Annotated in this window: 24 protein-coding genes; 14 read left to right on the forward strand and 10 right to left on the reverse strand. The window is 65.8% G+C overall.

The annotated features are described in order from the left end of the window. Window positions 1-13: 13 nt before the first annotated feature. From ASG86_RS00635 to ASG86_RS00645, 3 genes are read right to left on the reverse strand one after another with little or no spacing between them, the layout of a single operon-like run. The gene (locus ASG86_RS00635) at window positions 14-1,204 is read right to left on the reverse strand and encodes an AMP-binding protein (RefSeq protein ID WP_056328793.1); all 1,191 of its coding nucleotides are present in this window, start codon (window positions 1,202-1,204) and stop codon (window positions 14-16) included. A 13-nt stretch (window positions 1,205-1,217) separates the two neighbouring features. Continuing rightward, window positions 1,218-2,171 carry a 1,4-dihydroxy-2-naphthoyl-CoA synthase gene (locus tag ASG86_RS00640; RefSeq protein ID WP_056328796.1) on the reverse strand — a complete coding sequence of 318 codons (954 nt, stop codon included), beginning with the start codon at window positions 2,169-2,171 and terminating at the stop codon, window positions 1,218-1,220. A gap of 22 nt (window positions 2,172-2,193) precedes the next feature. Then, window positions 2,194-2,634 carry a VOC family protein gene (locus ASG86_RS00645; protein ID WP_056328799.1) on the reverse strand — a complete coding sequence of 147 codons (441 nt, stop codon included), beginning with the start codon at window positions 2,632-2,634 and terminating at the stop codon, window positions 2,194-2,196. A gap of 160 nt (window positions 2,635-2,794) precedes the next feature. On the opposite strand from ASG86_RS00645, the gene ASG86_RS00650 reads away from it, so the two are divergent. The 4 genes from ASG86_RS00650 to ASG86_RS00665 are packed head-to-tail and all read left to right on the forward strand — an operon-like array spanning window position 2,795 to window position 7,751. Then, the gene (locus ASG86_RS00650; protein WP_056328802.1) at window positions 2,795-4,066 is read left to right on the forward strand and encodes an ABC transporter substrate-binding protein; all 1,272 of its coding nucleotides are present in this window, start codon (window positions 2,795-2,797) and stop codon (window positions 4,064-4,066) included. Window positions 4,067-4,070: 4 nt separating this feature from the next. After that, the gene (locus ASG86_RS00655) at window positions 4,071-5,015 is read left to right on the forward strand and encodes a carbohydrate ABC transporter permease (protein WP_200946077.1); all 945 of its coding nucleotides are present in this window, start codon (window positions 4,071-4,073) and stop codon (window positions 5,013-5,015) included. 3 nt (window positions 5,016-5,018) lie between these two features. Continuing rightward, complete coding sequence (locus ASG86_RS00660; protein ID WP_200946079.1) at window positions 5,019-5,954, forward strand: carbohydrate ABC transporter permease; 936 nt, start codon at window positions 5,019-5,021, stop codon at window positions 5,952-5,954. 30 nt (window positions 5,955-5,984) lie between these two features. Next, entirely contained in the window at window positions 5,985-7,751 is a 1,767-nt protein-coding gene (locus ASG86_RS00665) for a hypothetical protein (RefSeq protein WP_235565033.1), read from the forward strand. Between the two features lie 7 nt (window positions 7,752-7,758). On the opposite strand, the gene ASG86_RS00670 is transcribed toward ASG86_RS00665, so the two are convergent. Continuing rightward, window positions 7,759-8,520 (reverse strand): CPBP family intramembrane glutamic endopeptidase, encoded by a 762-nt coding sequence (locus ASG86_RS00670; RefSeq protein ID WP_056328807.1) that lies wholly within the window; start codon window positions 8,518-8,520, stop codon window positions 7,759-7,761. A gap of 206 nt (window positions 8,521-8,726) precedes the next feature. On the opposite strand from ASG86_RS00670, the gene ASG86_RS00675 reads away from it, so the two are divergent. Next, window positions 8,727-10,190, forward strand: a complete 1,464-nt coding sequence (locus ASG86_RS00675; protein WP_056328810.1) for an amino acid permease — start codon at window positions 8,727-8,729, stop codon at window positions 10,188-10,190. A 119-nt stretch (window positions 10,191-10,309) separates the two neighbouring features. Here ASG86_RS00675 and ASG86_RS00680 read toward each other — a convergent pair whose 3' ends face one another. Beyond that, window positions 10,310-11,068, reverse strand: coding sequence for a dienelactone hydrolase family protein (locus ASG86_RS00680; protein WP_056328812.1), 759 nt, complete (start codon window positions 11,066-11,068; stop codon window positions 10,310-10,312). 91 nt (window positions 11,069-11,159) lie between these two features. Between ASG86_RS00680 and ASG86_RS00685 the strand changes: the two genes are divergently transcribed. Further along, the gene (locus ASG86_RS00685) at window positions 11,160-12,230 is read left to right on the forward strand and encodes a DNA polymerase IV (RefSeq protein WP_440154447.1); all 1,071 of its coding nucleotides are present in this window, start codon (window positions 11,160-11,162) and stop codon (window positions 12,228-12,230) included. 159 nt (window positions 12,231-12,389) lie between these two features. On the opposite strand, the gene ASG86_RS00690 is transcribed toward ASG86_RS00685, so the two are convergent. Then, the gene (locus ASG86_RS00690; RefSeq protein ID WP_056328815.1) at window positions 12,390-12,566 is read right to left on the reverse strand and encodes a CsbD family protein; all 177 of its coding nucleotides are present in this window, start codon (window positions 12,564-12,566) and stop codon (window positions 12,390-12,392) included. A 128-nt stretch (window positions 12,567-12,694) separates the two neighbouring features. Between ASG86_RS00690 and ASG86_RS00695 the strand changes: the two genes are divergently transcribed. From ASG86_RS00695 to ASG86_RS00710, 4 genes are all read left to right on the forward strand, one after another. After that, window positions 12,695-13,369, forward strand: a complete 675-nt coding sequence (locus ASG86_RS00695) for a pentapeptide repeat-containing protein (RefSeq protein WP_056328818.1) — start codon at window positions 12,695-12,697, stop codon at window positions 13,367-13,369. A gap of 118 nt (window positions 13,370-13,487) precedes the next feature. Beyond that, on the forward strand, window positions 13,488-14,714 hold the full coding sequence (locus ASG86_RS00700; protein WP_056329652.1) for a thiolase family protein: 1,227 nt from the start codon (window positions 13,488-13,490) through the stop codon (window positions 14,712-14,714). Next, window positions 14,714-15,523: an enoyl-CoA hydratase/isomerase family protein gene (locus ASG86_RS00705; protein ID WP_056328821.1), complete on the forward strand. Its 810-nt coding sequence runs from the start codon at window positions 14,714-14,716 to the stop codon at window positions 15,521-15,523. Before ASG86_RS00700 ends, ASG86_RS00705 begins: the two co-directional genes overlap by 1 nt. Before the next feature lie 3 nt (window positions 15,524-15,526). After that, window positions 15,527-16,399, forward strand: coding sequence for a 3-hydroxyacyl-CoA dehydrogenase family protein (locus ASG86_RS00710; protein ID WP_056328824.1), 873 nt, complete (start codon window positions 15,527-15,529; stop codon window positions 16,397-16,399). A gap of 9 nt (window positions 16,400-16,408) precedes the next feature. On the opposite strand, the gene ASG86_RS00715 is transcribed toward ASG86_RS00710, so the two are convergent. Then, window positions 16,409-16,642, reverse strand: coding sequence for a DUF6480 family protein (locus tag ASG86_RS00715; RefSeq protein WP_056328827.1), 234 nt, complete (start codon window positions 16,640-16,642; stop codon window positions 16,409-16,411). A 73-nt stretch (window positions 16,643-16,715) separates the two neighbouring features. Here ASG86_RS00715 and ASG86_RS00720 point away from each other — a divergent pair, with 73 nt between their 5' ends. Continuing rightward, complete coding sequence (locus ASG86_RS00720) at window positions 16,716-17,324, forward strand: GNAT family N-acetyltransferase (RefSeq protein ID WP_056328830.1); 609 nt, start codon at window positions 16,716-16,718, stop codon at window positions 17,322-17,324. A 10-nt stretch (window positions 17,325-17,334) separates the two neighbouring features. Here ASG86_RS00720 and ASG86_RS00725 read toward each other — a convergent pair whose 3' ends face one another. Beyond that, window positions 17,335-18,240 carry an SGNH/GDSL hydrolase family protein gene (locus tag ASG86_RS00725; RefSeq protein WP_056328833.1) on the reverse strand — a complete coding sequence of 302 codons (906 nt, stop codon included), beginning with the start codon at window positions 18,238-18,240 and terminating at the stop codon, window positions 17,335-17,337. Between the two features lie 169 nt (window positions 18,241-18,409). Between ASG86_RS00725 and ASG86_RS00730 the strand changes: the two genes are divergently transcribed. Further along, window positions 18,410-19,117, forward strand: coding sequence for a tyrosine-protein phosphatase (locus ASG86_RS00730; protein WP_056329656.1), 708 nt, complete (start codon window positions 18,410-18,412; stop codon window positions 19,115-19,117). Beyond that, on the forward strand, window positions 19,114-21,351 hold the full coding sequence (locus ASG86_RS00735; protein WP_056328836.1) for a S1 family peptidase: 2,238 nt from the start codon (window positions 19,114-19,116) through the stop codon (window positions 21,349-21,351). The genes ASG86_RS00730 and ASG86_RS00735 overlap by 4 nt, the downstream gene beginning before the upstream one ends. 76 nt (window positions 21,352-21,427) lie before the next feature. Here ASG86_RS00735 and ASG86_RS00740 read toward each other — a convergent pair whose 3' ends face one another. Beyond that, entirely contained in the window at window positions 21,428-22,135 is a 708-nt protein-coding gene (locus ASG86_RS00740) for a DUF4397 domain-containing protein (RefSeq protein WP_056328841.1), read from the reverse strand. Between the two features lie 101 nt (window positions 22,136-22,236). Next, entirely contained in the window at window positions 22,237-22,680 is a 444-nt protein-coding gene (locus ASG86_RS00745) for a PaaI family thioesterase (RefSeq protein WP_056328844.1), read from the reverse strand. Window positions 22,681-22,823: 143 nt separating this feature from the next. Here ASG86_RS00745 and paaZ point away from each other — a divergent pair, with 143 nt between their 5' ends. Next, window positions 22,824-24,935, forward strand: a complete 2,112-nt coding sequence (gene paaZ, locus ASG86_RS00750) for a phenylacetic acid degradation bifunctional protein PaaZ (protein ID WP_056328847.1) — start codon at window positions 22,824-22,826, stop codon at window positions 24,933-24,935. Window positions 24,936-25,003 lie beyond the last annotated feature (68 nt).

Consider the following 25,003-nt stretch of genomic DNA (forward strand, 5'->3'; position numbering starts at 1 on the left):
TGCAGGTCCAACTCTACTTTCCCCCGTGCAGGGCGCTGAGTTCGGCGGTCATGGCGAGCCGGTCCGGTTTGCCGTTGGGCAGCATCGGCAGGACCGGTGCGGTGAGGACGGTTTTGGGCGCCAGGAACCCCAGTTGCTGCTGCCACTGTTGCTGGAGCTCGACGGCGGTGTCCCCGGCATCGTGCCGGGCACCTTCCCCGGCAAGGGCCACAAAGGCCGCCACGGCCTGGCCCCATTCCGCGGATGGCACACCGGCCACGAAAGCCGCGGCGACGGCGTCGGACTTTTCCAACTGCTCCTGGACGTGCCCGGCGGAGACCTTCACGCCGCCGGTGATGATGACGTCGTCCGCCCGGCCCAGCACGGTGAGCCGGCCGTCGTCGTCAATGACGCCCAGGTCGCTGGTGCGGTACCAGCGCACGCCGTCCTCCTCGAAGAACGTTCCGGTTTCCTCGTCCGGTGCCTCGATGTAGCCGGCGGCCACCGTGTCCCCGCCGAGCAGGATCCTGCCGTCCTCGGCCACCCGGACCGAGACGCCCTCCAGGGGGTAGCCGTCGTACACGCAGCCGCCGGAGGTTTCGGCCGAACCGTAGGTGGTCACCACCCGGACCCCGGCGTCCCGGGCAGCTGCCAGAAGTGCCGGCGGGGTGGGGGCGCCACCCAGCAGGATGGCATTGAAGCGGCGGAGGACGGCGAGCGTGTCCGGCGAGGGATCGTCCAGGAGCCGCTGCAGCTGGGTGGGAACCAGGGACGTGAACCTGATCTTGTCCGTCAGTTCCAGCGCGGCGGCGGTGAAGGCCTCCGGGGTGAAGCCGCCGGACATGTCCATGACCCAGGGCCGGGTGCCGGCGAACAGGGACCGCACCAGCACCTGGATGCCGGCAACGAACTGGACGGGCAGCGCCAGCAGCCACTGGCCCTCGCCCTTGAGCCGCAGGGCCGTGGCCATGGAGGAGGCCGCCAGGGATTCCACGGTCAGCACGGTCGCCTTGGGCGTTCCGGTGGAACCTGAGGTGCGGACCACGGCCACGGCGTCGTCGCAGCCCGGCGTTTCCACGTGTCCCACCACGAGGCTGCCGTCGGGGCCGACGGACAGTTCGACGGCGGGGCCCTCGCCATGGAGGGCGGCCGCGAGGGCCTTCAGGGCGGGTTCGATGTTGAGGGGCCCGCCCGGGGCCTGGTCAGGGGAAGTTTCGCTGTTCATGTGCTGTCCTGCCTTAGAAGTAGTGCGGGAAGCGTGACCAGTCGGGGTCGCGTTTTTGCAGGAAGGCCTCCTTGCCCTCCACGGCCTCGTCCGTCATATATGCCAGGCGGGTAGCCTCACCGGCGAACACCTGCTGGCCGGCCAGGCCATCGTCCGCGAGGTTGAAGGCGAACTTCAGCATGCGGATGGCCTGCGGGGACTGGCGGGCGATGTCCGCGGCGTACTCCAGGGCCACTTCCTCCAGCCGCTGGTGGTCCACCGCCTCGTTCACGGCACCCATCCGAACCATGTCCTCAGCGGAATATTCGCGGGCCAGGAAGAAAATCTCCCGGGCGGCCTTCTGCCCCACCTGCCGGGCCAGCAGCGCCGAGCCGTAGCCGGCGTCGAAACTTCCCACCGTGGCATCCGTTTGCTTGAACCTGCCGTGCTGCCGGGACGCGATGGTGAGGTCAGCGACGACGTGCAGGGAGTGCCCGCCGCCTGCTGCCCAGCCGTTGACGACGGCGATGACCACCTTGGGCATAGTGCGCATGAGCCGCTGGACTTCCAGGATGTGCAGCCTGCCGGCGCGGGCGGGATCGATGGTTTCCTGCGTCTCGCCGTCGGCATACCGGTAGCCGTCCCTGCCCCGGATTCGCTGGTCGCCGCCGGAGCAGAAGGAGTGGCCGCCGTCCTTGGGGGAGGGGCCGTTGCCGGTCAGCAGCACGGTGGCGACGTCGGGCGTCATCCGGGCGTGGTCCATGGCGCGGTAGAGCTCATCCACGGTGCCCGGCCGGAACGCGTTGCGGACCTCTGGCCGGTTGAATGCGATGCGGACCGTGGGCAGGTCACGCACCCAGCCGCCGTCGGAATCCCGCTCCACCTGCCGGTGGTAGGTCATGTCCTGGAAGTCCTCGAAGCCGGAGACCACCCGCCAGCGCGTGGGATCGAAGACGTCGGACACCGGGGCGGGGATCTGGTTGCTCACCGTCCAAGTCTAGTAATCGGCATCAGCTGATGCAGAACTCGTTGCCCTCGGGGTCCGCCATGGTGTGCCAGGAATGCGGGCCCTGGCGCGCGGACCAGAGGAAGGAGGCGCCGCGTGCCTCGAGCTCGCGCCGAACCTCGTCCTTGTCCCGGCCGTCCAGCCTGACGTCCCAGTGCACCCGGTTCTTCACCGTTTTTCCTTCGGGCGCCGTCTGGAACAGCATGCGCTGGGCGGGTGCCTTGGCCTCGATTTCCTCAGGCGGCCGGATGGCGGCGCCGTCCTTCCACACCAGGTTGCCGCGGTGCAGCATGGTCTGGTCCTCCGTGGCGAAGCCCTGGTCGATCATGGACCGGATGAACGCGGCGTCCTGGGGTTCCACTGCCCACTGCAGGGTTTCCGCCCACCAATCAGCGAGTTCGTGAGGGCTGGCGGAATCGATGACTATCTGGATATTCAGTCCCATCCGTCCACGGTAAAGGCGGCCGGGGAGATACGGAAGATGCCTTGGAAAGGAGGAGTGAACGACAAGGTTGCTGAAAAGTATTCTTGACTTTATGTCATGACATAGGTCACAGTTTTCTTCGGAAAGGGTTTTCCCTCACACCGAGAGACAGGACAGAGCATTGTCAGAGAAGACAAGAATCTCCAGCATCAGCCGCCGCCAGTTCGGCCTGACGGCCTTCGGGCTGTCAGCCCTGGCCGCGGGCCTCACGGCCTGTGGGGGAGGAGGCGGGTCCTCTGACGGAGGCGCCAAGACACTGCAGCTCATCCTGTCCGGCGACACCAACCAGGGAGGCGCGTTTGCCGCGGCGGCGAAGAAGTATAAGGAAGCCACCGGCATCACCATCGAAGTGGTGGACGTTCCCACGGCTGACATCACCACCAAACTGAAGAACGCAGCCACGGCAAACGACCTCCCGGCGCTGGCCCGTGTGACCAGCATTGACCCGCTGTGGGTCAATCAGCTCCAGGACCTCACGGACATTGCCAAGTCCCACGGAATAGACGAAAAGTACCTCCAGGAGTCCCCGGACGGCATCATCCCAGCCATCCCGTCCGACCTCACCGCCGTGGGACTGTTCGTCAACAAAAGCCTGTTCGATAAGGCGGGAGTCAAATACCCGACGGCGATCGGGAACACCTGGACGTGGGACGAATTCATCGGCGCCGTCAACCAGGTCCGCGAGAAGGCCGGAGCTAAGTACGGCGTGGTCATGGACCGTTCCGGACACCGCCTGCGCGCCATGATGTACGAGTTCGGCAGCACGGCCTTCGCCAAGGAAAACGGCAAATACGCCGGCGACGCCAAAGCCGTGGAGACCCTGGAGTACTTCCGGAAGATCAACGATGACCAGACCATGCCCAAGTCCGTCTGGCTCAGCGGCGAGGATGGCAACGCCATGTTCAAGAGCGGCCAGGTTGCCGCTTACTACTCCGGCAGCTGGCAGGTTGCGGACTTCAACAAGAACATCAAGGACTTCGAATGGCTGTCGGTCCCGTTGCCGAAGAAGGAAGTCAACGCCACCAACCTTGGCGGCGGGTTCATGGTCGCGTTCAAGGACACAGGTGCGGACGAGGAAGCCAAAAAGTTCATTGACTGGTTCTACCAGGACGCCAACTACATCGAGTTCGCGCAGCTGGGAGGATACCTGCCTGCCAAGGACCTCAAGGTGGAGTACCAGTTCCAGCAGCCCTCCTTTGAGCTGTACCAGCAGCAGATCTCCGGCAACCAGGCCAAGGGCGACAACGCCATCAAGCGCGTGGTGGCCGAGGCCTACGCCGAGACGCCGTTCTCCGGCGACCCGCTGCGCGAGGAGACCGTCAAGATGCTCTCCGGCGGCCAGGACGCAAAGACCACGGTGGACAACATCGTGAAGCTCTACAACGGCGCCTGATCCCGTGGCGCAACCAACCATCAGCACTGCGGCGGCGCCGGACGCACCGGCGCCGGCGCCTGTCCGCAGCAAATCCGCACAGAAGCGCCGAAACCGCTACGTCGTCGCCCCGCTGGTCCTGATCGGCGTCAACGTTGTCCTCTTCCTGGTGTTCTTCGTCTGGCCGGGGGCGCTGGGGCTGCTGTACTCCTTCACGGACTACCGCGGGATCGGCAAACTGCACTTCATCGGCCTCGCCAACTTCCAGAAGCTCTTCGCCGATGCCGGCTTCTACGCGGCGCTGGGCCGGACCTTTGTATATACCGTGTTGTCCGTTCCGCTGGTCTACCTCTGTTCCCTGGGCGTCGCCGCTCTGTTGGTCAGCAAGGCGGTCCGCGGCCGCACCGCGGCAAAGATGGTGATCTTCCTGCCGTGGCTGATTTCGCCCATCGTGGTGGGCGTCATCTGGAAGTGGCTGTTCGGCCAGGACTTCGGGTTCGTGAACTTTGTCATCTCCACCTTCGGCGGGAACCCGCTGCCGTGGTCCAGCGACGGTAACCTGGCGCTGGCCGTCGTGATCTTCGCGTCGGCGTGGGGCGGCACCGCCTTCAACATGCTGCTGTTCATTGCGGCGCTGAAGAACATTCCGGAGTCCCTCCTCGAGGCAGCAGAGCTGGACGGCGCCAACGCCTGGCAGCGCTTCCGCAACGTCACCCTGCCGGGCATCGCGCCGACGTCGTTCATGGTCATCCTGCTCTCCACCATCCACGCCATGAAGGAGTTCGCCATGATCCAGGCACTGACTGGAGGCGGCCCGGGGACGCAGAACACCCTGATCGTGCAGTACATCTACAAAACCGGCTTCGAGCAGTCGAAGGTGGGTTACGCGAGCGCGGCCTCCATGGTGCTGATGGTTGTCCTGCTGGCCATCGCCCTCATCCAGCTGCGGTTCAACCGGAAGAAGGGCTGACCCATGGCAACAGCTGCCAACCTGCCTCCCGCCGTGGCGGAGGAACCCGCCCTGGGTGTAGAGCGGGCCTCCGCAACGCACGGCAGCCGGAAAACGCGCCACCGGCCGGGAAATACTGAACTCCGCGCCAAGGCATCACTCCCGCTGACCGTCCTGATGTGGCTGATCGCCGCCCTGTACGCGCTGCCGCTGCTCTGGTTCCTGCTCAGCTCGTTCAAGCCCGGCAGCGAGCTGTTCAGCTACCCGCTGTCCATGATTCCCCGCGAATGGACGTTCCAGGGCTTTGTCGATGCCTGGGAACGGGTGGACTTTGCCCAGTACTTCCTGAATACGGCCACTGTGTCCATCGTGACCACGGTGCTGACGGTCTTCTTCAGTGCCTGCACCGGCTACGCCCTGGCCAAGTACAACAACAGGGGAACCAGGCTGTTCTTCGTCTGCATCCTGGCCACCACCATGCTGCCCACCGAGGTCATCCTGAACCCCACGTTCTCGGTGATCCGGGACCTGGGGCTGTACAACTCGCTGGCGGGCATCATCGTCCCGTCCGTGTTGACGGCAACCGGCGTGTTCATGTTCCGGCAGTTCTTCCTCACTGTTCCGGACGACCTGCTGCATTCCGCCAGGATCGACGGCGCGGGAGAGTTGGCCATCTTCTTCCGGATCATGCTCCCGCTCTCCAAGCCCATCCTGTTCACGCTGGCCATCTTCTCCTTCCAATGGCGCTGGAACGACTACATCTGGCCGCTGATCGTGCTGAACGATCCCAAGTGGTACACCCTGCAGGTGGCTCTCCGGAGCATTGTGGGTGCGGAAAACATCGACTGGCCGGTGCTCCTGGGTGCATCCGTGATCTCCCTTCTGCCGCTGGTCCTGGTGTTCTTTGTCTTCCAGAAGTACGTACTGAACGCGGACGTCAGCGCCGGCCTGAAGGATTAGCGAGAGGCAGCAACATTGCAGACAGCAACAGTGGACACATCTTTCCTGGAGCGGGTCGTGGAGGCGGCGGACCAGGAGGTTGCGGCGTTCCTGGCAACGCACGACGACGACGTCACGGCTTTGGCGCACCGGCCCGCCATGGCCAGGCTGCTGGCCATGGCGGCCGTCTTTACCGATCCAGGCTCCCGATTCCACCGGCAGGAACGGCTGGGTCCGGCGATGGGCCGGTGCCTGGACCGGCTGGAAGCACTGCAGGGCCCCGCCGGCCTGTTTGATGGCACCAACCTCTGTTCACCGCCGGACTCAGCCTTCACCTTGAACGATGCCTGCCTCACGCTGCGGCTGATCCGCGGCCTGGCCGACGCGGGGCCTCTTTTGGAGGAAGCGGACGCCCGCCTGGCTGCCATCGTTTCCAGATCCGTTGACGCGATGGTGGCCGGCGGTGTCCACACACCCAACCACCGCTGGGAACTCTGCGCGGCCCTGGCCCAAATCAACGGGATCCAGCCGCGGGCGGGGATCGGGGAGCGGATCGGACAATGGCTCGCCGAAGGAATCGACCAGCTGCCGGATGGCATGTACTCGGAACGGAGTCCGCTGTACGCCACGGCGGTCACCAATCCCTCCCTGCTGACCATTGCGGACAGCACAGACCGGCCCCAACTCCTGGACCACGTCCGGCGGAACCTCACCGCCTTCCTGCCATGGTTCAGCCCGGACGGCACCGTGGAGTCGGTGTTCTCCAGGCGGCAGGACCAGTGGATGGCCTTCAGCGCCGCGCCGTTCCTGTACCTCTACAGGCGCTTTGCCGTGCAGGACGGACGTGGCGACTTCGCCGCTGCGGCCGGCTGGCTGGCCGGTTTTCCCCTCCACGAACCCGCCAAGCTGCTGGGGCTGACCAGGACGGATCCTTTCCTGGCCGGGGCACTTCCAGCCGCACCGCCGTTGTCCGTCACGTTTGCGCCGCAAGCCGCGCCGGCGCCGGATGCCCCACGATCACTTGACGCTGCGTCGCCGCCGCCGCCGGCCCTGACGCCGGCGGAAGCCTCCCTGGACAGCTGCGGCGCCTACCGTTTCCGGTCGGCCGGGAGCGTGGCCACCGTGTTTGGCGGCTGCGACCCACTGGATCCCGGAGCGGGGTCGGGGCTTGCTACAAACCCCACATTCCTGCGCTTCGGACACGGCGCAGCGTTGCTGTCCGACGTCCGGCTGTCCAGGAGCTTCTTCGACCTGGGGCCGTTCCGCAGCCAGCACACTGTCCGGCGCGGCAGTTCCCTGGTCCTTTCCGAAGAGCTGGAGGCAAACTTCTACCAGCCCCTGCCGGGGGACAAACGGCGCGTGGACGGGATCTACGTGCTGGAGCATGAAGGCAGGTTCAGCGCCGGCATGGAGTTCAGCGCGCGGCCAAGGGACGTGCACCGGCTGGGCACGGAGATCGTGGTCCATGCCGAGGGTGGACAGGTTGGCCTGGATATCGGTTTTACGGGCACCCACACCGCCTTTGCCCTGGAACTGACATTCCGGCCGGGCGGGGTGCTCGAGGGCGTCCAGCCAGTGGGTGCCACCGGGACCTTCCAGCTGACCACCGGAACCGGCTCCTACCGCGTGGGTAACCACGTCATCGAGTTTGGGCCGGGGCTGCCGTTGGACCCGGATGCGCCGGCCGGTTACAACCCCGGTGAAGGCTACCGCTACCTCAACGGCACCAATGCTTCCGATGGCGTGAAGGTCTACATCGCCGGCCGGACCGTTGGCAGCCACGGGTTCACGTTCCGGGGGTACACCGTCCGCGGCTGACGCCGGTCTATGCCTGGATGTTCTGCATCTGCTCAAACAGTTCCGGCGGGATGGCGTAGACCAGGATCACTGCCAGCAGGTTCTTGGCGGCGTGGACGAAGTAGGAGAACATGAGGTTCTTCCCGGTCCACATGTAAACGAACACCAGTGTGGCGCCCATCGCCAGGTAGGGGAGCAGGGCAGTAAGGGTAATCGCTTCCTGTCCCACGATATGAAGCGCTGCGAACAGCACCACGGACAGGGCGCAGCAGATCCAGATGTTGAGGCGTCTGCCGAGCTTGCCGATCAGCAGGTGGCGGAAGATGTATTCCTCCACAAACGGGCCCACCACCACCAGCAGCGGAACCATGAGCCACGCGGGGACCTGCTGCATGAGTGCCTGCAGTCCCGCCTGGTTTGCGGAGGTCTCCACCTGCCCGTTCGCGGCCACCACAACAGCGGTAAGGATCATCATGGCGATCACGGCTGCCGGCACCATCAGCAGCGTAAACCAGGGCCGGGTAGCCAGGACCCTGAGATCGCGGACCACAACCTTGCGGGCCGCCAGCAGCGCCAGTATTCCCACCGAGGCATAGAACAACAGGTTCACGGCATACGACGCGGCGGCAGGCGACGGGGCGATCTGCCGGAGGAACGGGGTTAGCAGGTCGCCGGCAGCTGCGAAGAACCCGGCGATGGCAACGTAGAGGAACAGGGTGGCCGCGTCCAGGCGGGAAAAACGGTACAGCTGCGGCTGCGGAGCGGGCGGTAAGCGGTGGACTGTTGCCATTCCGCCAGCCTATCGCCGCCGGGTGCATGTAGTGCGCGTCACGTACCACCCCGCACCGTCTTGTAAGATGGTCAGGCCGCGTGAAGCTTCGGCAGTTCGAGGATCCGCGCTCACATTTGCAGGTGCAAAGACCTTAAAGCCGAATTTTGTGAGCTCGATCATACGAAGTCCGGATGCGGCCAACCCCCAACCCACAAGGAACAGTTGTGCCTCAAAGTACCCCCACAGACCTCAAGAACAGCACGGCACCATCCACCGCCGTCGCCGACCCCACCCTCAGCGCCGAGGGCTACAGCAAGACGCTGGGCAGGCGCCACGTAACCATGATCGCCATGGGCGGCGCCATCGGCGTCGGCCTCTTCATGGGAGCCGGCGGCCGCCTCGCCTCCACCGGCCCCGCCCTGATCTTCTCCTACGCCATCGCCGGCGTGATCGCTTACCTGCTCATGCGGGCCCTGGGCGAACTCATCATGTACCGCCAGACCTCCGGCTCGTTCGTCAGCTACTCCGGCGAGATGTTCGGAAAGAAGGGCGCCTACCTCTCCGGCTGGATGTACTTCATCAACTGGGGCATGACCGGCATCGCCGAACTGATCGCGATCGGCCTCTACTTCCAGTTCTTCTTCCCCAACGTCCCGGTGGAAGCCTCAGCCATCGCAGCCCTGGTCCTGCTGGTTGCCGTCAACCTGCTCAGCGTTAAGGCGTTCGGCGAGTTCGAATTCTGGGCCTCCTGCCTCAAGGTGGGCGCCATCCTGATCTTCCTGGCCGTGGGCACCTTCATGGTGGTCACCAACGCCCAGGTGGGCGACGGCCACGCATCGGTGGCCAACCTCTTCGCCGCTGAGGGTGGAATGTTCCCCAAGGGCGCCCTGGTGATGGTCCTGGTCCTGAACGCCGTGATTTTCGCCTACAACGGCATCGAACTGGTGGGCATCACCGCCGGCGAGATGCAGAACCCGGAACGTGAAGTGCCCAAGGCGATCCGCGCCGTCGTACTCCGCATTGTGGTGTTCTACGTCGGTTCGGTGACCCTGCTGGCCATGCTGCTGCCGTCCGACCAGTACAAGGCCGGCACGTCCCCGTTCGTCACCGTGTTTGGCCAGATGGGCCTCGGCTGGGTGGGCGACGTGATGAACATGATCGTGATCACCGCCGCACTGTCCTCCTGCAACTCCGGCCTGTACTCCATCGGCCGCGTGTTCCGCACCATGGCCAACAATGGCCACGCTCCCCAGTGGCTCACCAGGATGTCCAAGCGGCACGTTCCGTACGCGGCCATCCTCGCCATCGCGGCGTTCTACCTGGTGGGCATCATGCTGAACATCTGGCTGGGCGGCTCGCACGCGTTCGATCTCGCCCTGAACACCGCCTCGATCGGCGTGATCTTCTGCTGGGGTTCCATCTTTGCCAGCCAGATCGTGCTGCGCCGGCGCAAGGGTGTCACCTCCGGCCTGGCGATGCCCGGTTCGCCGTGGACCAGCTGGGCCGGTCTGGTGGGGCTGCTGGCCATCACGGTCCTGATCGGCTTCGACACCATGACCAGCAAGTCCGGCGAGGTGTTCTACCTGGGCCTGTGGACCCTTGGCACCATTCCGTTCTTTGCGGTGGTCCTGTGGCTGGGCTGGCAGAAGGTCAAGAACAACCAGCCCAAGAGCGAGCTCTTCAGCTAGCTTGGCGTTCCCCCGGGAACAAAGGTCGACGGCGGGACGCCCCATTTGGTGGGCGGCCCGCCGTCGGCGTTTTCCATCGATTGCTCCGTAGCTGCCGTTTTGGGCGCTCTAAAGGGCAGCTACGGAGCAATCGATGGAGATTGGCCCTTCAGGTACGTGGCGAAGTGGTCCTCAATGCGGCGCCACGCTTCGGGCGAAGAATCCGGGTCCGGGCCCACGCCCATGACCCGCATCAGCGGCCGGAGGAGTGCAGGACCCAGCTCTTCATCGTTGAGGAAAGAATGGCCCGCCGCAGGGAATTCCTTGACGCTGTGCTCGATGCCCAGCTGGTCCAACGCTGTTTCGAGCCGGGCGGCGGCCCCCTTCAGGGACTTGTCGGCACTGCCGTAGTTGGCCACGATGGGACAGGCTCCGCGCAGCGCTTCCTCCAGGTCCTCCTGCTGCTTGCCCGGAAGCCGCCCGTAGTTGACGGAGACGGCGTCGAACCCGTCCCGTGCCACCAGCAGTGCGAATCCGCCACCCATGCAGAAGCCGATCACCCCGGTCCTGCCGTTGCCCAGTTCAGAGTCCGCAAGCCATTTTCGCGCCGTGGCGATGTCAACGAAGGGCCGGCCCGTCCCGGCCGCCATGGCACGCATGGTTCCTACCAGGCAGCGCCGCCGGCCGCCGTCGCTGAACAGGTCCAGCGCCAGCGTGAGGTAGCCGGCCCGGGCCAGCCGGTCCGCGTGCCGGCGGGTCTGGTCATCGAGGCCGAACACCTCGTGGATCATGACGACGGCGGGGAAAGGGCCCGGCCCGTCAGGTACGGCCAGGTAGCCGCGCAGTCGGGGGGAGCCGCCCGCGGCGGCGCTTTCGGCGCCCAGGTCAACGATGGTCATCGGCCAAGGCTAACCGGCGCCCCGGGGAAGTCCCGCCTTTGCGTTGTGGAAAAGGTGGCCTGCGCCGCCGGCCCGGGGCAGACTGGGGCATGTGAGCGAACCATGGGTGCTGCATGTGGACCTGGACCAGTTCATCGCTGCCGTCGAGGTGCTCCGCCGGCCTGAACTCGCGGGCAGGCCGGTGATCGTGGGCGGCCGTGGTGATCCCGCCGAACGGGCAGTGGTGTCCACTGCCTCCTATGAGGCCAGGGCCTACGGCGTGGGCTCGGGAATGCCGCTGCGCATCGCCGCGCGGAAAGTGCCGGACGCGGTCATCCTGCCCGTGGACCAGGAGGCGTACCTGGAGGCATCTGAGAAGGTCATGGCCGTGCTGCGCTCGCAGGCCGGAGCCACCGTTCAGGTGCTCGGCTGGGACGAGGCATTCGTTGGCATCGAGTCAACGGATCCGGAGGCCTGGGCCCGGCAACTCCAGCAGGCCGTCCTGGCGGAAACGCGGCTCCATTGCAGCATCGGCATCGGCGACACCCTGGTCCGCGCCAAGGTTGCCACCGGGTTCGGCAAGCCTGCCGGCATATTCCGGCTTACGAAAGGCAATTGGCTCGACGTGATGGGTGACCGGCCCACGATTGACCTGTGGGGCGTGGGAACCAAGGTATCGCAGCGCTTGGCCAGCCTGGGCATCAAGAGCGTTGCTGCCCTCGCAGCTGTGGACCCCAATGACCTTGTCCCGGAGTTCGGCCCCAAAATGGGTCCCTGGTACGCCCAGCTTGGGCGGGGTGATGGTGCCCGGGTGGTCGACGATACCCCGTGGGTGGCGCGGGGCCACAGCCGTGAGACCACCTTCCAGCACGACCTGACAGATGCTGCAGAAATTGACGACGCCGTCAGGGAGTTGGCTGCGCGGGTACTGGAGGATGTCGCTGCCGAGGGACGGCCGGTGGTTGGCCTGACGCTGAAAGTGCGGTATGCCCCGTTCAGCACCACCACCTTCGGCCGGAAGATCCCGGCGACGCCGGATCCCGCCGTCGTCCTGGCGACGGCGCTCGATCTGGTGTCGAAAATCGAGCCGGGCCGCCCGGTCCGCCTGCTCGGCCTCCGGGCAGAAATGACCATGCCCGAGGATTCCCGGAAGGGACACACTCCCACCCGCAGCGGCTGGTAAACCCCATCGATTGCTGAGCAGGTGCCGTTATGAGGCCCCAAAACGGCATGTACTCGGCAATGGATGTCGTCTGGACAGCGAAACGGCGGTGGATCCACTGGATCCACCGCCGTCGGGCTGCTGCAGCACGCCGTTCGCTACGGCTGCACCAGCAAGGAACTAGTCCCGCTTGAACTCGTCCTTGACATTTTCGCCGACCTTCTTGGCATCTGCCTTGACCTGGTCGGCCTGGCCTTCTGCCTTCAGACGGTCGTTATCGGTCACGTTGCCTGCAGCTTCCTTGGCCTTGCCGCCAAGGTCCTCTGCCGCGTTACTGATCTTGTCTCCGAGGCCCATGGTTCCGGCCTCCTTTCGTTTCCGTCGATCAACCGTGCCCTTTCACGATAAGCAAAGCCTGCTTACTATTTCAAGTCCCCGGCTTGCCCGCGCTGTTCCTTGTCGGTGCCCGCCGCTAGGCTCGGGCCATGGATAAAGTGCGCGGCAGGGGTGTGGCCAAAGTGGTTCCGCCCCGGCTTTCCCCCGTGGGGCTGCAGGACCTCGAGGACCATCCGGAACACGAGTTCCGGCGCGGCGGGAGGCATGAGAACGCGCGGTTCAGCCGTCCCGCGGCTGAGGGACTGGACCTGGGAGGTGCGGTCTTCGCCGAATGCGAATTCGATGCCCCGTCCTTTAACGAGACCCAGCTCCGCGGCGCCTCGTTCCGCGACTGTATCCTCGCGGAGCTGTATGCGCCGGTGTTCAGGGGCGCCCGCAGCACCTGGCAGGAGGTGGAGTTCCGGAATCCCCGCCTGGGGTCCGCGGAACTGTACGAAAGCGGCTGGCAGTCCGTCCGGATCGACGGCGGGAAGCTGGACTTCCTCAACCTCCGTGGCGCCAAGCTCACGGACGTGCTGATCACGGGCTGCATCATCAATGAACTTGACCTTGGTGCCGCCGTGGCAACCCGCGTGAAGCTCGTGGACTGCACCGTGGGAACGCTGGACCTGACCGGAGCCAAGCTGAAGGACTTCGACCTCAGGGGTACGGAATTCCGCAGGGTCAGCGGACTGGGGAGCCTGGCCGGCATGGTCATAGACGACTACCAGCTGGGACTCCTCGCGCCGCTCATGGCCGCGCACCTGGGGGTGACCGTCCTGTAACTGGATGCGCACCCACGGACTCCCGTGTACCATTTACAGAACGAACGGTCGGTAAGTGGATCATCCCACTGCGCCGCCCGCCGATGACAGTGCTGTTTATCGCGTGAAGGGTGTTTCCATGGCTGCAACCGCAGGTCCGCAGGCTTTCCTTGTAGGCGGGGTCCGAACGCCCGTGGGCAGGTACGGGGGCGCCCTGTCCTCCGTGCGCCCGGACGACCTTGCGGCCTTGGTGGTCCGGGAAGCCGTGGAACGCGCCGGCCTGGATCCCGAAAGCATTGACGAGGTCATTCTCGGCAATGCGAACGGCGCGGGGGAGGAGAACCGGAACGTTGCCCGGATGGCCACCCTGCTGGCCGGGCTGCCGCTGCACGTTCCCGGGATCACCGTCAACCGGCTCTGCGCCTCCGGCCTGAGCGCCATCATCCAGGCCAGCCACATGATCAAGGCAGGAGCCGCCGACATTGTCATCGCCGGCGGCGTTGAATCCATGAGCCGGGCACCCTGGGTCCAGGAGAAGCCCGCCGCCGCATTTGCCAAGCCGGGCCAGATTTTCGACACCTCGATCGGCTGGCGGTTCACCAACCCGCACTTCCAGCACGGCGGACTGTCCCGCGACGGGAAGATGACCTACTCCATGCCTGAAACGGCTGAGGAAGTGGCCAGGGTGGACGGCATCTCCCGCGAGGACGCTGACGCGTTCGCGGTCCGCTCCCACCAGTTGGCCCTGGACGCCATCCAGGCCGGCCGCTTCAAAGACGAGATCGTCCCGGTGACCGTCAAGTCCCGCAAATCCGAGACCGTGGTGGACACGGACGAGGGCCCGCGTGCCGGCACCAGCATGGACGTTCTGGCGGGACTCAAACCCGTGGCGCACGGCGGATCCGTGGTCACGGCCGGGAACTCCTCGTCCCTCAACGACGGCGCCTCGGCGATCATCGTGGCGTCGGAAGCAGCCATTGAACGGCTGGGCCTGACCCCCCGCGCCCGCATCATCGACGGCGCCTCCGCCGGCTGCGAACCGGAGATCATGGGCATCGGTCCCGTCCCCGCCACCCAGAAAGTGCTCAAGCGAAGCGGCCTGAGCGTAGGTGACCTGTCCGCCGTCGAACTCAACGAGGCCTTTGCCACGCAGTCCCTGGCCTGCATCCGGCGCCTGGGCCTGGAACCGGAGATCGTCAACCGCGACGGCGGAGCGATCGCCCTGGGGCATCCGCTGGGTTCCAGCGGCTCACGGCTTGCCATCACCCTGCTGGGCCGGATGGAACGCGAAGATGCCCGGATCGGCCTGGCCACCATGTGCGTGGGCGTTGGCCAGGGCACCGCGATGCTGCTGGAGAAGATCTGATGGGGGTCGGCGTCCACCTGGCATCGGAAAACTTCGCCGCCCTGCTGGTGGAGGAGCGGGATGACCGGGTGGTGGTGCTGCTTAACCGGCCCGAGGTAAAGAACGCCATCGACCAGCAGATGGTGGATGAGCTCCATACCGTCTGCGCGGCGTTGGAACAGAACCCCAAGGTGCTGATCATCGCCGGCGTGGATGGAGTCTTCGCCTCCGGCGCAGACATCGCCCAGCTGCGCGAGCGGCGCCGGGATGATGCCCTGCAGGGAATCAACTCCACCATTTTCGTCCGGATTGCCAAACTGCCTATGCCGGTCATCGCCGCGCTGGACGGTTACTGCCTGGGCGGGGGCGCCGAACTGGCCTATGCCGCCGACTTCCGGATCGGCACCCCCAACGTACGCATCGGCAACCCGGAAACAGGCCTCGGAATTCTGGCTGCTGCCGGTGCCAGCTGGCGGCTTAAGGAACTCGTGGGCGAACCCCTGGCCAAGCAGATTCTGTTGGCTGGACTGGTTCTCGGCGCAGACGAGGCCCGTGCCGCCAACCTCATCACTGAAATCCACGACCCCGCGGATCTTTTGGATGCAGCCCACAGCCTGGCCAACAGGATTGGCCGGCAGGACCCACTGGCGGTACGGATCACCAAGTCTGTGTTCCACGCCCCCGCGGAAGCCCATCCGCTCATCGACCAGCTGGCCCAGGGAATCCTGTTCGAATCCCAGGCCAAGTTCGACCGCATGCAGGCATTCCTGGACCGCAACGCAGCGAAGAAGGCCAACGCCGCCTCCACCATTCCAGCCGACGGAAAGTAGACCATGAGCAAGCTTGAAGTTCCCGCCAACCTTCCCACTTCTGTCGGCGTGCTGGGCGGCGGCCGCATGGGCGCCGGCATTGCCCACGCCTTCCTGATCAAAGGCGCCGACGTGCTGGTGGTGGAGCGCGACGAACAATCGGCGGAGGCCGCCAGGGAACGGGTGGAGTCCGCGGCCGCGAAGAGCATTGAGCGAGGTGTGACCGATGCAAACCTCGATGAGATGGTGTCCCGGCTGACCGTCGGGGTGGACTATGACGCCTTCAAGGACCGCCAGCTGGTGGTGGAAGCCGTCCCGGAAGACTGGGACCTGAAAGTTTCCGCGCTGCGGGGCATCGAGGAACGGCTGGCCGAAGACGCCTTCATCGCCTCCAACACCTCGTCGCTGTCCGTCAACGGGCTGGCCCGCGAACTGAAGCGGCCGGAGAACTTCCTGGGCCTGCACTTCTTCAACCCCGTGCCCGCCTCCACCCTCATCGAAGTGGTGCTGGGCGAGCGCACATCTCCCGAACTTGCCGCCGCGGCGAAAAAGTGGGTGGAAGCACTCGGCAAGACCGCCGTCGTCGTCAATGATGCTCCGGGCTTCGCGTCATCACGCCTTGGCATAGCCATTGCACTTGAGGCCATGCGGATGGTGGAGGAAGGCGTGGCGTCCGCGGAAGACATCGATGCCGCCATGGTCCTGGGCTACAAGCACCCCACCGGGCCCCTGAAGACTACGGACATTGTGGGACTGGACGTCCGCCTGGGCATCGCCGAGTACCTGCACTCCACCCTGGGCGAGCGGTTCGCGCCCCCGCAGATCCTCAAGGACAAGGTGGCCCGGGGCGAACTGGGGCGCAAAGCGGGCAAGGGCTTTTTCGACTGGCCCAGCTAGGAGCGTTGGCTAGTCGAAGAAACCCACAATGTAGCCGATGAAGTACAGGAGGCACAGCACGACCACGACGCCGATAATGGCAATCCACAGGAACTGCGTGCCCTTCCTGGTGCCATGCTCGTCATGACCCTGCGGGCCCGCCGTTGATGCCTCTCCCGGCGGAGTTTCGCCCGGCGGAACCCCGCCGCCAGGCTCAAGGCCGGTGACCTTGTCGTCCTCGGGATCCGGATTGGTTCCTGACAAAATAACTCCCTCGCTCGACGTCGTGGTGCTTCCCCAGCGTAACCCGCCAGGTGAGCGGGCCTAGGCTGGGGAAGTGACTTTCCTTGAACCCCTTACCCTGACCGGCCGCCATGTAATCCTGGAGCCGCTCGCGGAGGAGCATCACGACGGCCTGGTGGACGCCGCCACCGACGGCGGGCTCTGGAAGCTTTGGTACACCTCTGTCCCGGCTCCGGACGCCATGGCGGCGGAGATCCGGCGGCGGCTCTCGCTGCAGGAGCAGGGAACCATGCTCCCGTTCACCACCCGGCTGATCGACGCCGCTACCGGCGGACCGGGCCGGATCATCGGCATGACCACCTACATGAACATCGACGCCGCAACCCCGCGCGTGGAGATCGGCTCCACCTGGAATGCGGCGTCGGCGCAGGGGACCGGCACCAACCCGGATTCCAAGCTGCTGCTGCTCAGGCACGCCTTCGAAGTGATCGGTTGCCCCGCTGTTGAGTTCCGCACGCACTGGCTGAACCACCAGTCACGGGAGGCGATTGCCCGGCTCGGCGCCAAACAGGACGGCGTGCTCCGCAGCCATTCGAGGACCAGCGACGGAAACCTCCGGGACACCGTGGTGTTCTCCATCCTGGACCACGAATGGCCTGCCGTCCGCGCCGGGCTTGAGTACCGGCTGGCCCGGCGCGGCTAAGGCAGCATGCCTAAAGTCGCACGAGTTGGCCGAGCCTCACCGACGCGAGCAATGCAGAGGCATAGGCCCGGTGCCCGGCCTTGTTCGGGTGGAAGCTTCGCGGATCAAGCTGAACTGTGCCAGTTGAATCGACATAAGCGGCGAAGAAGATCCAAGGATCCCCCGAATTGACCTCATGCCCGGCGAACCGGTCAGTCACGTCAACGTAAACGGCGTTCGTGCCGTAGTTCTCATTCGCGAAGTTGACCGCATCCTCAATCGCCCCGTTGATGGCCAGGGTTCCGAGGTTGATTAGCTCCTGGCTCGTCAGGGGGATGGGGAGGGGAATGATCGGGTCAGTTGTGTCGAAGAGCTGTGGGTATCCCAATACGACGATCGTCGCATGCGGTGCGGCTGTCTGGATCGCCTTGTATGTTTCAGCTAACGCCAGGGTGATCGCACTCAGGCTCGCCTCTGAGGTCGCCGCAGTGACGGCATTCCTGCAATCTGTTGGGCTCAACGTCGCGCAGATTCCGATTATCTGTGCAAATCCCAAATCGTTCGCGCCTGCTGTGAAACTCACCAGTTCGGCATCCGCCAAAGCGGCCAGCGTCTCGGGGTCACTGAGCTGTGCGGCCACGCTTGTTGGCCCGCCTGTGAGCTCTGCACCGCTGCAAGCGGCGTTCACGAGCAGGTTTACACGACCCGTCTTAGCCACAATGTCCACATAGCCGCCGGAGGTCTGGATGCAGGTTTTAGTTTCGTCATAGGGTCCGGCGCCAATGCCAGCGGTATAGGAATCACCGAGGGCGACGTAGTCCACCTTTGGAGCCGGTGCCGCTTCGGCTGGAATGGCCGCAAGGCCCGACGCCATCACCAGGCTGGCGAGGCCGGCGGCGAAAGCCGGGATTCGGCGTCGTAATAGAGCATTTCCCATTGGGGTCCCCTTTGAACATGAGTCACATTGAGTAGCTTGCGTTGCAAGAGTATTGCCCGGTGGATTGACGCTGTGGGGCCTTTGTACCCTTACCGGCCGCGTTTTTTTGTGACGTGCAGCATTCAGGAGCGTGTGGTTAGCTGTCCGGGTGAACAAACTTGGCAGGCCCATGGACTGGGATGGAGCTGTCAACGCATGGCACGTTTCGGGAGGTATCTACCGGATGGGCCGGCGTGAGTGGCTGACTGAAGCAGGCTGGAAGCAGGTGTTCGACGACGGCGTCCGCACCGTGGTGGACCTTCGCAACACTGCGGAGGGGCGGCGCCGGGACAACGATCCCGTGGTGCCGGCCGATGCCTGGGCAGGCATCGACGTGGTGCAGGCACCCACGGAGGAGCCCGGTGATCCACGCTTCACCGACGTCACCGGCCCTTACTTGAACGATCCGGCCCACTACGCCGAAAACGCCCGGCTCTTTCCGGAGAAGCTGGTGGGCGTCTTCCGGAGCATCGCCCTGGCCGCTCCGAAGGGGAAGGTCCTGCTGCACTGTGCCGCTGGCCGCGACCGCAGTGGACTCGTCGCCGCCCTGATCCAGGACCTGGCGGGAGACTCCGACGAGGCCATCGCCGACGGCTACCGGCGGGCAGCCCGCGGCATCAATGAGCGCTACCGCACCCACGGGCCACCCCACAGCCGCGAGCGGTACCTGACTGAGCCGGAACTGGCGCCCCTGCTGGAGCAGCGCGGGCTCGCGGTGGTCGCGTTTGTCCGCGGTCTGGACACCCGGAACTACCTGCTCTCGAATGGACTCAGCCCTTCGGAACTGGACGCTGTCCTGGTGCTGTCCGGAGCTGCCTACGCAAAGGAACCACGATGAGAACAGCCACGGCATTCAGGCAAGGAAAGCGCAGCCTCGCAGTGGGGGCGGCTGCAGGAATTTTGGCTGCCTCGGCCTTGGGGGCCGCGCCTGGGTGGGCCTTCGCTGACCCGACAGAGAGCTCCCCAACCCAACCCTCAGCCACATCTTCGCCAGGTCCCACCAGCACCGCCCCCGCGGACAGTGCCGCAAGCCCGTCCGGGAACAACGGCATTCCCCAGGCAGACCTTGACGCCGCCATACTGCGGGACCTTGGCCTCACGCCGGAACAGTTCACCGCGGCCGGGGAGCTGGGCAGCCGGGCAGCGGCTGCGGCGGAACAGCTGCGCACCATCCCCGGCTATACCGGCATCAGGTTCCAGGACACCAAGATCATCGTGACCGGCAGCGGACCCGAGCTGGAGTCGGCGGTTGGGAAGTTGGCAGCAAGTGTCCCCGGCATCTCGCTTGAAGAGCCGGCCCTTCCCACTTCGCCGGCAACGGAACCTGCCGGCACGCCGGCCAGCCCGCCGCCGTCGTCCGCTCCCCAGCAGACACCCCCCGCCAAGCCTGCCGCGCCGGCACCCGGCTCGCAGGTGGCGGCCAGCACAGAGCAGCTCTTCCACGCCTACGTGCGCGAGGTGGGTACGGCGGGGCTGCAGGCGGTGGTCACCTCCGGCGGCAGGTTCGTGATCCGGACAGGCGGCGTCGCATCCGCCCAATCAACCCAGGAGGGAACTCCCGGAACGGCCTCCAGCCTGCCCGGCACCCCGTCCACGGACGCCGCGCCGGGCAGGATCTCGCCAGCGGAATTCGTCTCCAAGTACACCAACGTGGTGCTCGACGGCGCCGTCCCCCTCAAGCCCGAAAAGGACGTTCCCGGCGGGGTCGGGTACAGGTCCGACACCGGATTCACCTGTTCCGCAGGCTTCTCCGCCTTTGATCCGGCCGGACTGCCCGCTGTCCTGACCGCCGGACACTGCGCAGAAGACGGTACTGCCAAGACAGCTGACCTGCTGCTCGCGGGAGCGCCGGCGGGCCGCCTGGGCAGCTTCGCGTTCAGCCAGTTTGGCGGTCCCGGAAACTCCCCGGTGCTCGACCCGAACACCCCCACCGGGCCCGACTACACCGCGATCACCGATCCGGGCAATGTGGGAACTGACATCGCCGTTCTTGGAACCATCCAGCAGGGCCTGGATCCGCTGCCGGCCACCAGTACCTACGGGGACCCGTCGCAGCCAGGCCCGGACGTCAAGATCATCGGAACCGAGTCCCCGGTGCCCGGCATGCCTGTCTGCCGTTCCGGATGGAGGACGGGGTGGTCCTGCGGCCACATCAGTGCGGTGGGAATCTTCCTGGTTGGCGGCCCCAACTATCCCACGGACCCTAACGACATCCGCGCGTTCAACGGGTTCCTCTCTTATGACGTGCAGTCGGCAGGCGGTGACTCCGGCGGCCCCTGGATCACCGGAAACTTCGCCGTGGGTACCCATTCCGCCGGCGACTCGGACGGGGTCCACAACATTGCCGTGGCAGCCACCCTGGAGGACTCGCTGAAAGTGCTGCCGGGCTACGAACTGGAACTCTTCCTCAACAAGCCTGCCGTCACGGCTCCGGGGCCCGGGGGGACCTACCAGCCAGGACAAACCATCAGCGGCCAGGTTCCTGCGGCACCGGCCTCAGCCGTTGCTGCCGGTTCCAGTGTCCGGATCACGGTCCAGGGGAAGGACTCGTTCGATGTGCCCGTGGATGCAGCCGGAAACTGGAGCTTCACCGCTCCGCAGGATACGGACACGCTCCGCTTTACGGCTGAGACGGTCAACGGGTTCAGCAGATCGGGTGCCGGCAACTTTGAGTTTGCCCCGGCCGCAGCCCAGCCACCTGCATCGCCGGCCCCCACCGGGCCGCCGGCTACTCCGACGCCATCAGCCCCGGCCCCAACCACTCCGGCCCCGACTACCCCGACCCCCACGGACACGCCACTTTCGCCGCCTGCCGAAACTCCCGTCGTCGTGACCCCGCCGTCAAGTACCCCGGCCAGCACCCCGGCCCCCATCATGCCGCCGACTGTCACGCCCCCGGCGGATCTGGCCAATACAGGGGGAAACAGCAATGATTCCGCTGGTGCCGGCGACCTGGCCTACACCGGATCGTCGGGGTTGGTCACCGCCGCGATCGCCGCAGCCGCAGCGCTCGCCGTCGGGGTCCTCCTGATGGTCCTGGTGCGCCGCCGGAACCGGCAGTCTGCCAGGTAGCCACCGGGGGCGGGGCGGCCATCTCGCAGCCCCGCCCCGGGTGGCGCTCATTCGTGGCCCGCAGGCAGGACGCCCGTCAGTGGTCGTCGTCGCACCTGTCCTTGCCGTCAACCACCTGGACGGCGACGTCCAGGGTGCCGTCGGCCAGGCTGCCCCACGCGTAGACGATGGTGTTCTTCCCGCCTTCGACCGTGATGTCCGCAGGCCCAATGACGGGGTCGGTGGTCCCTGCTGCCGCGACGGACGCTGAGATGGTCCCGGCCCTAAGCTTCAGGATTGCCTCGTCCGGGTTGCTGAGTCCCTCAATCACGGCCGACCCGCCGGCCAGGACGTCGACGGCGGGAGCAGCGGCTACGTGCCGGACGGTCAGCTTGCCCTTCTTCTCATTCCGGGGCGCCTTGGTGTCGTTGGTGAAGAGCGACGCGGTGGGGGTGCCATCGGCGTCAAGATGCGCCACTGCGGTGTAGTTGCCGCCCTCGTCGAGTTCAACGTGCACCGGCCCGATCACCGGGTCCTCCGCGCTTGTGGCATCCGCCCCCGTGATGGCGATCTGGTAGTCCCCGGCCGCCAGTTCCAGCGGCCCGGCCAAAGTGCCGGGCGTGAAGTTGTCCAGGGTGAGATCGCCGTTCACCCACACATCCACGGTGAGGCCGGGCACGCCATGCAGGACGGACAGAAGGGCGGGTTCGTCATCATGATGCCGGCTGTCCGCCTGCGCGGGGGCAGCGAAGGCCAGTGATGCGGCAAGTGAAAGTGCTCCAGCGGCGACGGTTATTTTGCGCATTTCGAACTCCTTGAAGGATGCCCGGGGACGGGCTGTTTCATGCTTACGCGCTTACTACCGCCGGAACATCACGTTTGGATGCAGTACCCGGATTTTTGGTGTCAGTTTTTTCGCTTCATCAGCAGGTTGGTGATGCGCAGGGTGCAGAGCCGCTGGCCCGCCTCGTTGGTGATCAGCACCTCGTGTGTGGCCAGGGTGCCGCCCAGGTGGATGGGGGTGGCCGTGATGGTGATCTGGCCCTCCCTGGCGGAGCGGTGGTGGGTGGCGGAAACGTCCACGCCCACCGCCGTCTTGCCCATGGTGCTGGCGTGGATGACGGCGGCCCAGGACCCGACGGCCTCGCCCACGGCAAGGGAGGCGCCGCCGTGCAGCAGTCCGAACGACTGCCGGTTGCCCTCCACCGGCATGGTGGCCACCACGCGGTCCACGGATTCCTCCAGGATCTTCACGCCCATTTTTTCGTCCAGTTCGCCCAGCGTGATCTTCCACAGCTCGTGCGCGGAAGGCTGGTGTTCCGCAGCTTCCATGGGGGATGGGGTGCTCATACGTTCTCCTTTGGGTGGCCGAATTAGTCCCGGCCTTCTAGTCTGCGGCACGGCACTTCATGTATGGTGAATATATTACCGAACGGACGGTCAGTAATGACCTGTCGTGTTTGCCTGCCCCCTTGTTGGAAGGACCGTCAACGATGACCACCACAGCCACAGCTCCCCAGGCCACGGTCGACACCGTGGAGACAGTGCCCAGCTTCATCATGGATGCATGGTGGACGCCCGACGCCGGCTCGTCGGCTTCGGCAGTCCCCGTCCGTGATGCGAGCACCGGGGAAGTCCTGGCGAAGGTGAGCACGGAGGGGCTGGACCTGGCCGCCGTCGTGGACTACGGACGCACCACCGGCCAGGCTGAGCTGGGCAAGCTGACCTTCCACCAGCGGGCCCTCAAGCTCAAGGAACTGGCGCAGTACCTGAACGCCCGGGGCGAGCACTTCTACACCTTCTCGGCCCAGACCGGCGCCACCAAGGTGGATTCCATGATCGACATCGACGGCGGTATCGGCGTCCTCTTCACCTTCGGCTCCAAGGGCCGGCGGGAACTCCCCAACTCCCAGGTGGTGGTGGACGGGCCCATGGAGGTGCTGTCCAAGGATGGCTCCTTCGCCGGCGAACACATCTATACCCGCATTCCCGGCGTTGCCGTCCAGATCAATGCGTTCAACTTTCCGGTCTGGGGCATGCTGGAGAAATTCGCCCCGGCCTTCATCGCCGGCGTGCCCACCATCGTCAAGCCCGCCACTCCCACCGGCTACGTGGCTGCCGCCGTGGTCAAGGCCATTGTCGAATCAAACATCCTGCCCAAGGGCTCGCTGCAGCTGGTCTCCGGTTCGGTCCGAGGGCTGCTGGACGTCCTGGACTACCGGGACCTGGTGGCGTTCACAGGTTCCGCCTCCACTGCCCTGTCCCTGAAGTCCCACCCGAACGTGGTCCAGGGCGGTGTCCGCTTTACCTCCGAAACAGACTCCCTCAACGCCGCGATCCTTGGCCCGGACGCCGTGGAGGGCACCCCTGAATTCGACGCCTTCGTCAAGTCCGTGGTCACCGAAATGACGGCCAAGGCAGGACAGAAGTGCACGGCCATCCGCCGCGCCATCGTGCCCCAGGAGCTGGTTGGCCCCGTCTCGGCGGCCATCGGCAGACGCATCACCGAACGCATCGTCCTCGGGGACCCCCGCGCTGACGGCGTCACCATGGGTGCACTCGCCTCAGTGGAACAGCTCAACGACGTGCGCGCGGCCGTGCAGTCCATGCTCGACGCCGGCGGCGAGCTTGCGTACGGAACCCTCGATTCGCCGTCGGTCACCTCCGCCGGCGGGACCACCGGGGTGGTGGAAGGCGGGGCGTTCATGGCACCGGTCCTGTTGAACTGGCAGGACCCCGAGGCGGAGGAAGTCCACTCGCTGGAGGCTTTCGGGCCCGTTTCGTCCGTGATCGGGTACAAGGACATCGCCGATGCCGTCCGCCTCGCCGCCCGCGGCAGCGGCTCCCTGGTGGCCTCCGTGTGCACCAACGATCCGGACGTGGCCCGGGAACTGGTTACCGGCATCGCTGCCCACCACGGCCGCGTCCTGATGCTCAACCGCGAGGATGCCCGCAGCTCCACCGGCCACGGTTCACCGGTGCCGCACCTGGTCCACGGCGGTCCGGGCCGCGCGGGCGGCGGCGAGGAACTGGGCGGCATCCGGTCGGTAATGCACCACATGCAGCGCACCGCCATCCAGGGTTCCCCCAACATGCTCACGGCCGTCACCGGCGTGTGGCACACCGGTGCCGACCGGAACTTCACGGTGGAGACCGAAGGGACGCACCCGTTCCGGAAGCCGCTGGCAACGCTGCGGATTGGCGACGCCGTCCGGTCCGACCTGCGCCAGGTCACCCTGGAGGACATCACGGCTTTCGCCAACTCCACCGGTGACACGTTCTACGCCCACACCAACCAGGAGGCCGCCGAAGCCAACCCGTTCTTCCCGGGCATCGTGGCCCACGGCTACCTCCTGCTCGCCTGGGGCGCCGGACTGTTCGTGGAGCCGGCGCCGGGCCCCGTCCTGGCCAACTATGGGCTGGAGAACCTGCGCTTCATCACGCCCGTCGCCGCAGGGGACTCCATCCGGGTGACGCTGACAGCCAAGAAGATCACACCGCGCGAAACTGATGAATACGGCGAAGTGGCCTGGGACGCCGTGCTCACCAACCAGGACGACGAGATCGTGGCCACCTACGACGTCCTCACCCTCGTGGAGAAGTAGCCTCCCAACGCCCGCTCAGGTCTGGCACCTTTTTGATCAACGCCCGCTCACTTTCCTCTCGAAAGTGA

The sequence above is a fragment of the Arthrobacter sp. Soil764 genome (genome assembly GCF_001428075.1).
In the GTDB taxonomy this organism is placed as follows: domain Bacteria; phylum Actinomycetota; class Actinomycetes; order Actinomycetales; family Micrococcaceae; genus Arthrobacter.

What these genes read in the sequence shown, in the direction of transcription:
- ASG86_RS00635 (WP_056328793.1), bottom strand. Translation starts at nt 1,204, where the DNA reads ATGAACAGCGAAACTTCCCCTGACCAGGCCCCGGGCGGGCCCCTCAAC.
- ASG86_RS00645 (WP_056328799.1), bottom strand. Translation starts at nt 2,634, where the DNA reads ATGGGACTGAATATCCAGATAGTCATCGATTCCGCCAGCCCTCACGAA.
- ASG86_RS00660 (WP_200946079.1), top strand. Translation starts at nt 5,019, where the DNA reads ATGGCAACAGCTGCCAACCTGCCTCCCGCCGTGGCGGAGGAACCCGCC.
- ASG86_RS00670 (WP_056328807.1), bottom strand. Translation starts at nt 8,520, where the DNA reads ATGGCAACAGTCCACCGCTTACCGCCCGCTCCGCAGCCGCAGCTGTAC.
- ASG86_RS00680 (WP_056328812.1), bottom strand. Translation starts at nt 11,068, where the DNA reads ATGACCATCGTTGACCTGGGCGCCGAAAGCGCCGCCGCGGGCGGCTCC.
- ASG86_RS00690 (WP_056328815.1), bottom strand. Translation starts at nt 12,566, where the DNA reads ATGGGCCTCGGAGACAAGATCAGTAACGCGGCAGAGGACCTTGGCGGC.
- ASG86_RS00695 (WP_056328818.1), top strand. Translation starts at nt 12,695, where the DNA reads ATGGATAAAGTGCGCGGCAGGGGTGTGGCCAAAGTGGTTCCGCCCCGG.
- ASG86_RS00700 (WP_056329652.1), top strand. Translation starts at nt 13,488, where the DNA reads ATGGCTGCAACCGCAGGTCCGCAGGCTTTCCTTGTAGGCGGGGTCCGA.
- ASG86_RS00705 (WP_056328821.1), top strand. Translation starts at nt 14,714, where the DNA reads ATGGGGGTCGGCGTCCACCTGGCATCGGAAAACTTCGCCGCCCTGCTG.
- ASG86_RS00710 (WP_056328824.1), top strand. Translation starts at nt 15,527, where the DNA reads ATGAGCAAGCTTGAAGTTCCCGCCAACCTTCCCACTTCTGTCGGCGTG.
- ASG86_RS00725 (WP_056328833.1), bottom strand. Translation starts at nt 18,240, where the DNA reads ATGGGAAATGCTCTATTACGACGCCGAATCCCGGCTTTCGCCGCCGGC.
- ASG86_RS00730 (WP_056329656.1), top strand. Translation starts at nt 18,410, where the DNA reads ATGGACTGGGATGGAGCTGTCAACGCATGGCACGTTTCGGGAGGTATC.
- ASG86_RS00735 (WP_056328836.1), top strand. Translation starts at nt 19,114, where the DNA reads ATGAGAACAGCCACGGCATTCAGGCAAGGAAAGCGCAGCCTCGCAGTG.
- ASG86_RS00740 (WP_056328841.1), bottom strand. Translation starts at nt 22,135, where the DNA reads ATGCGCAAAATAACCGTCGCCGCTGGAGCACTTTCACTTGCCGCATCA.
- ASG86_RS00745 (WP_056328844.1), bottom strand. Translation starts at nt 22,680, where the DNA reads ATGAGCACCCCATCCCCCATGGAAGCTGCGGAACACCAGCCTTCCGCG.
- paaZ (WP_056328847.1), top strand. Translation starts at nt 22,824, where the DNA reads ATGACCACCACAGCCACAGCTCCCCAGGCCACGGTCGACACCGTGGAG.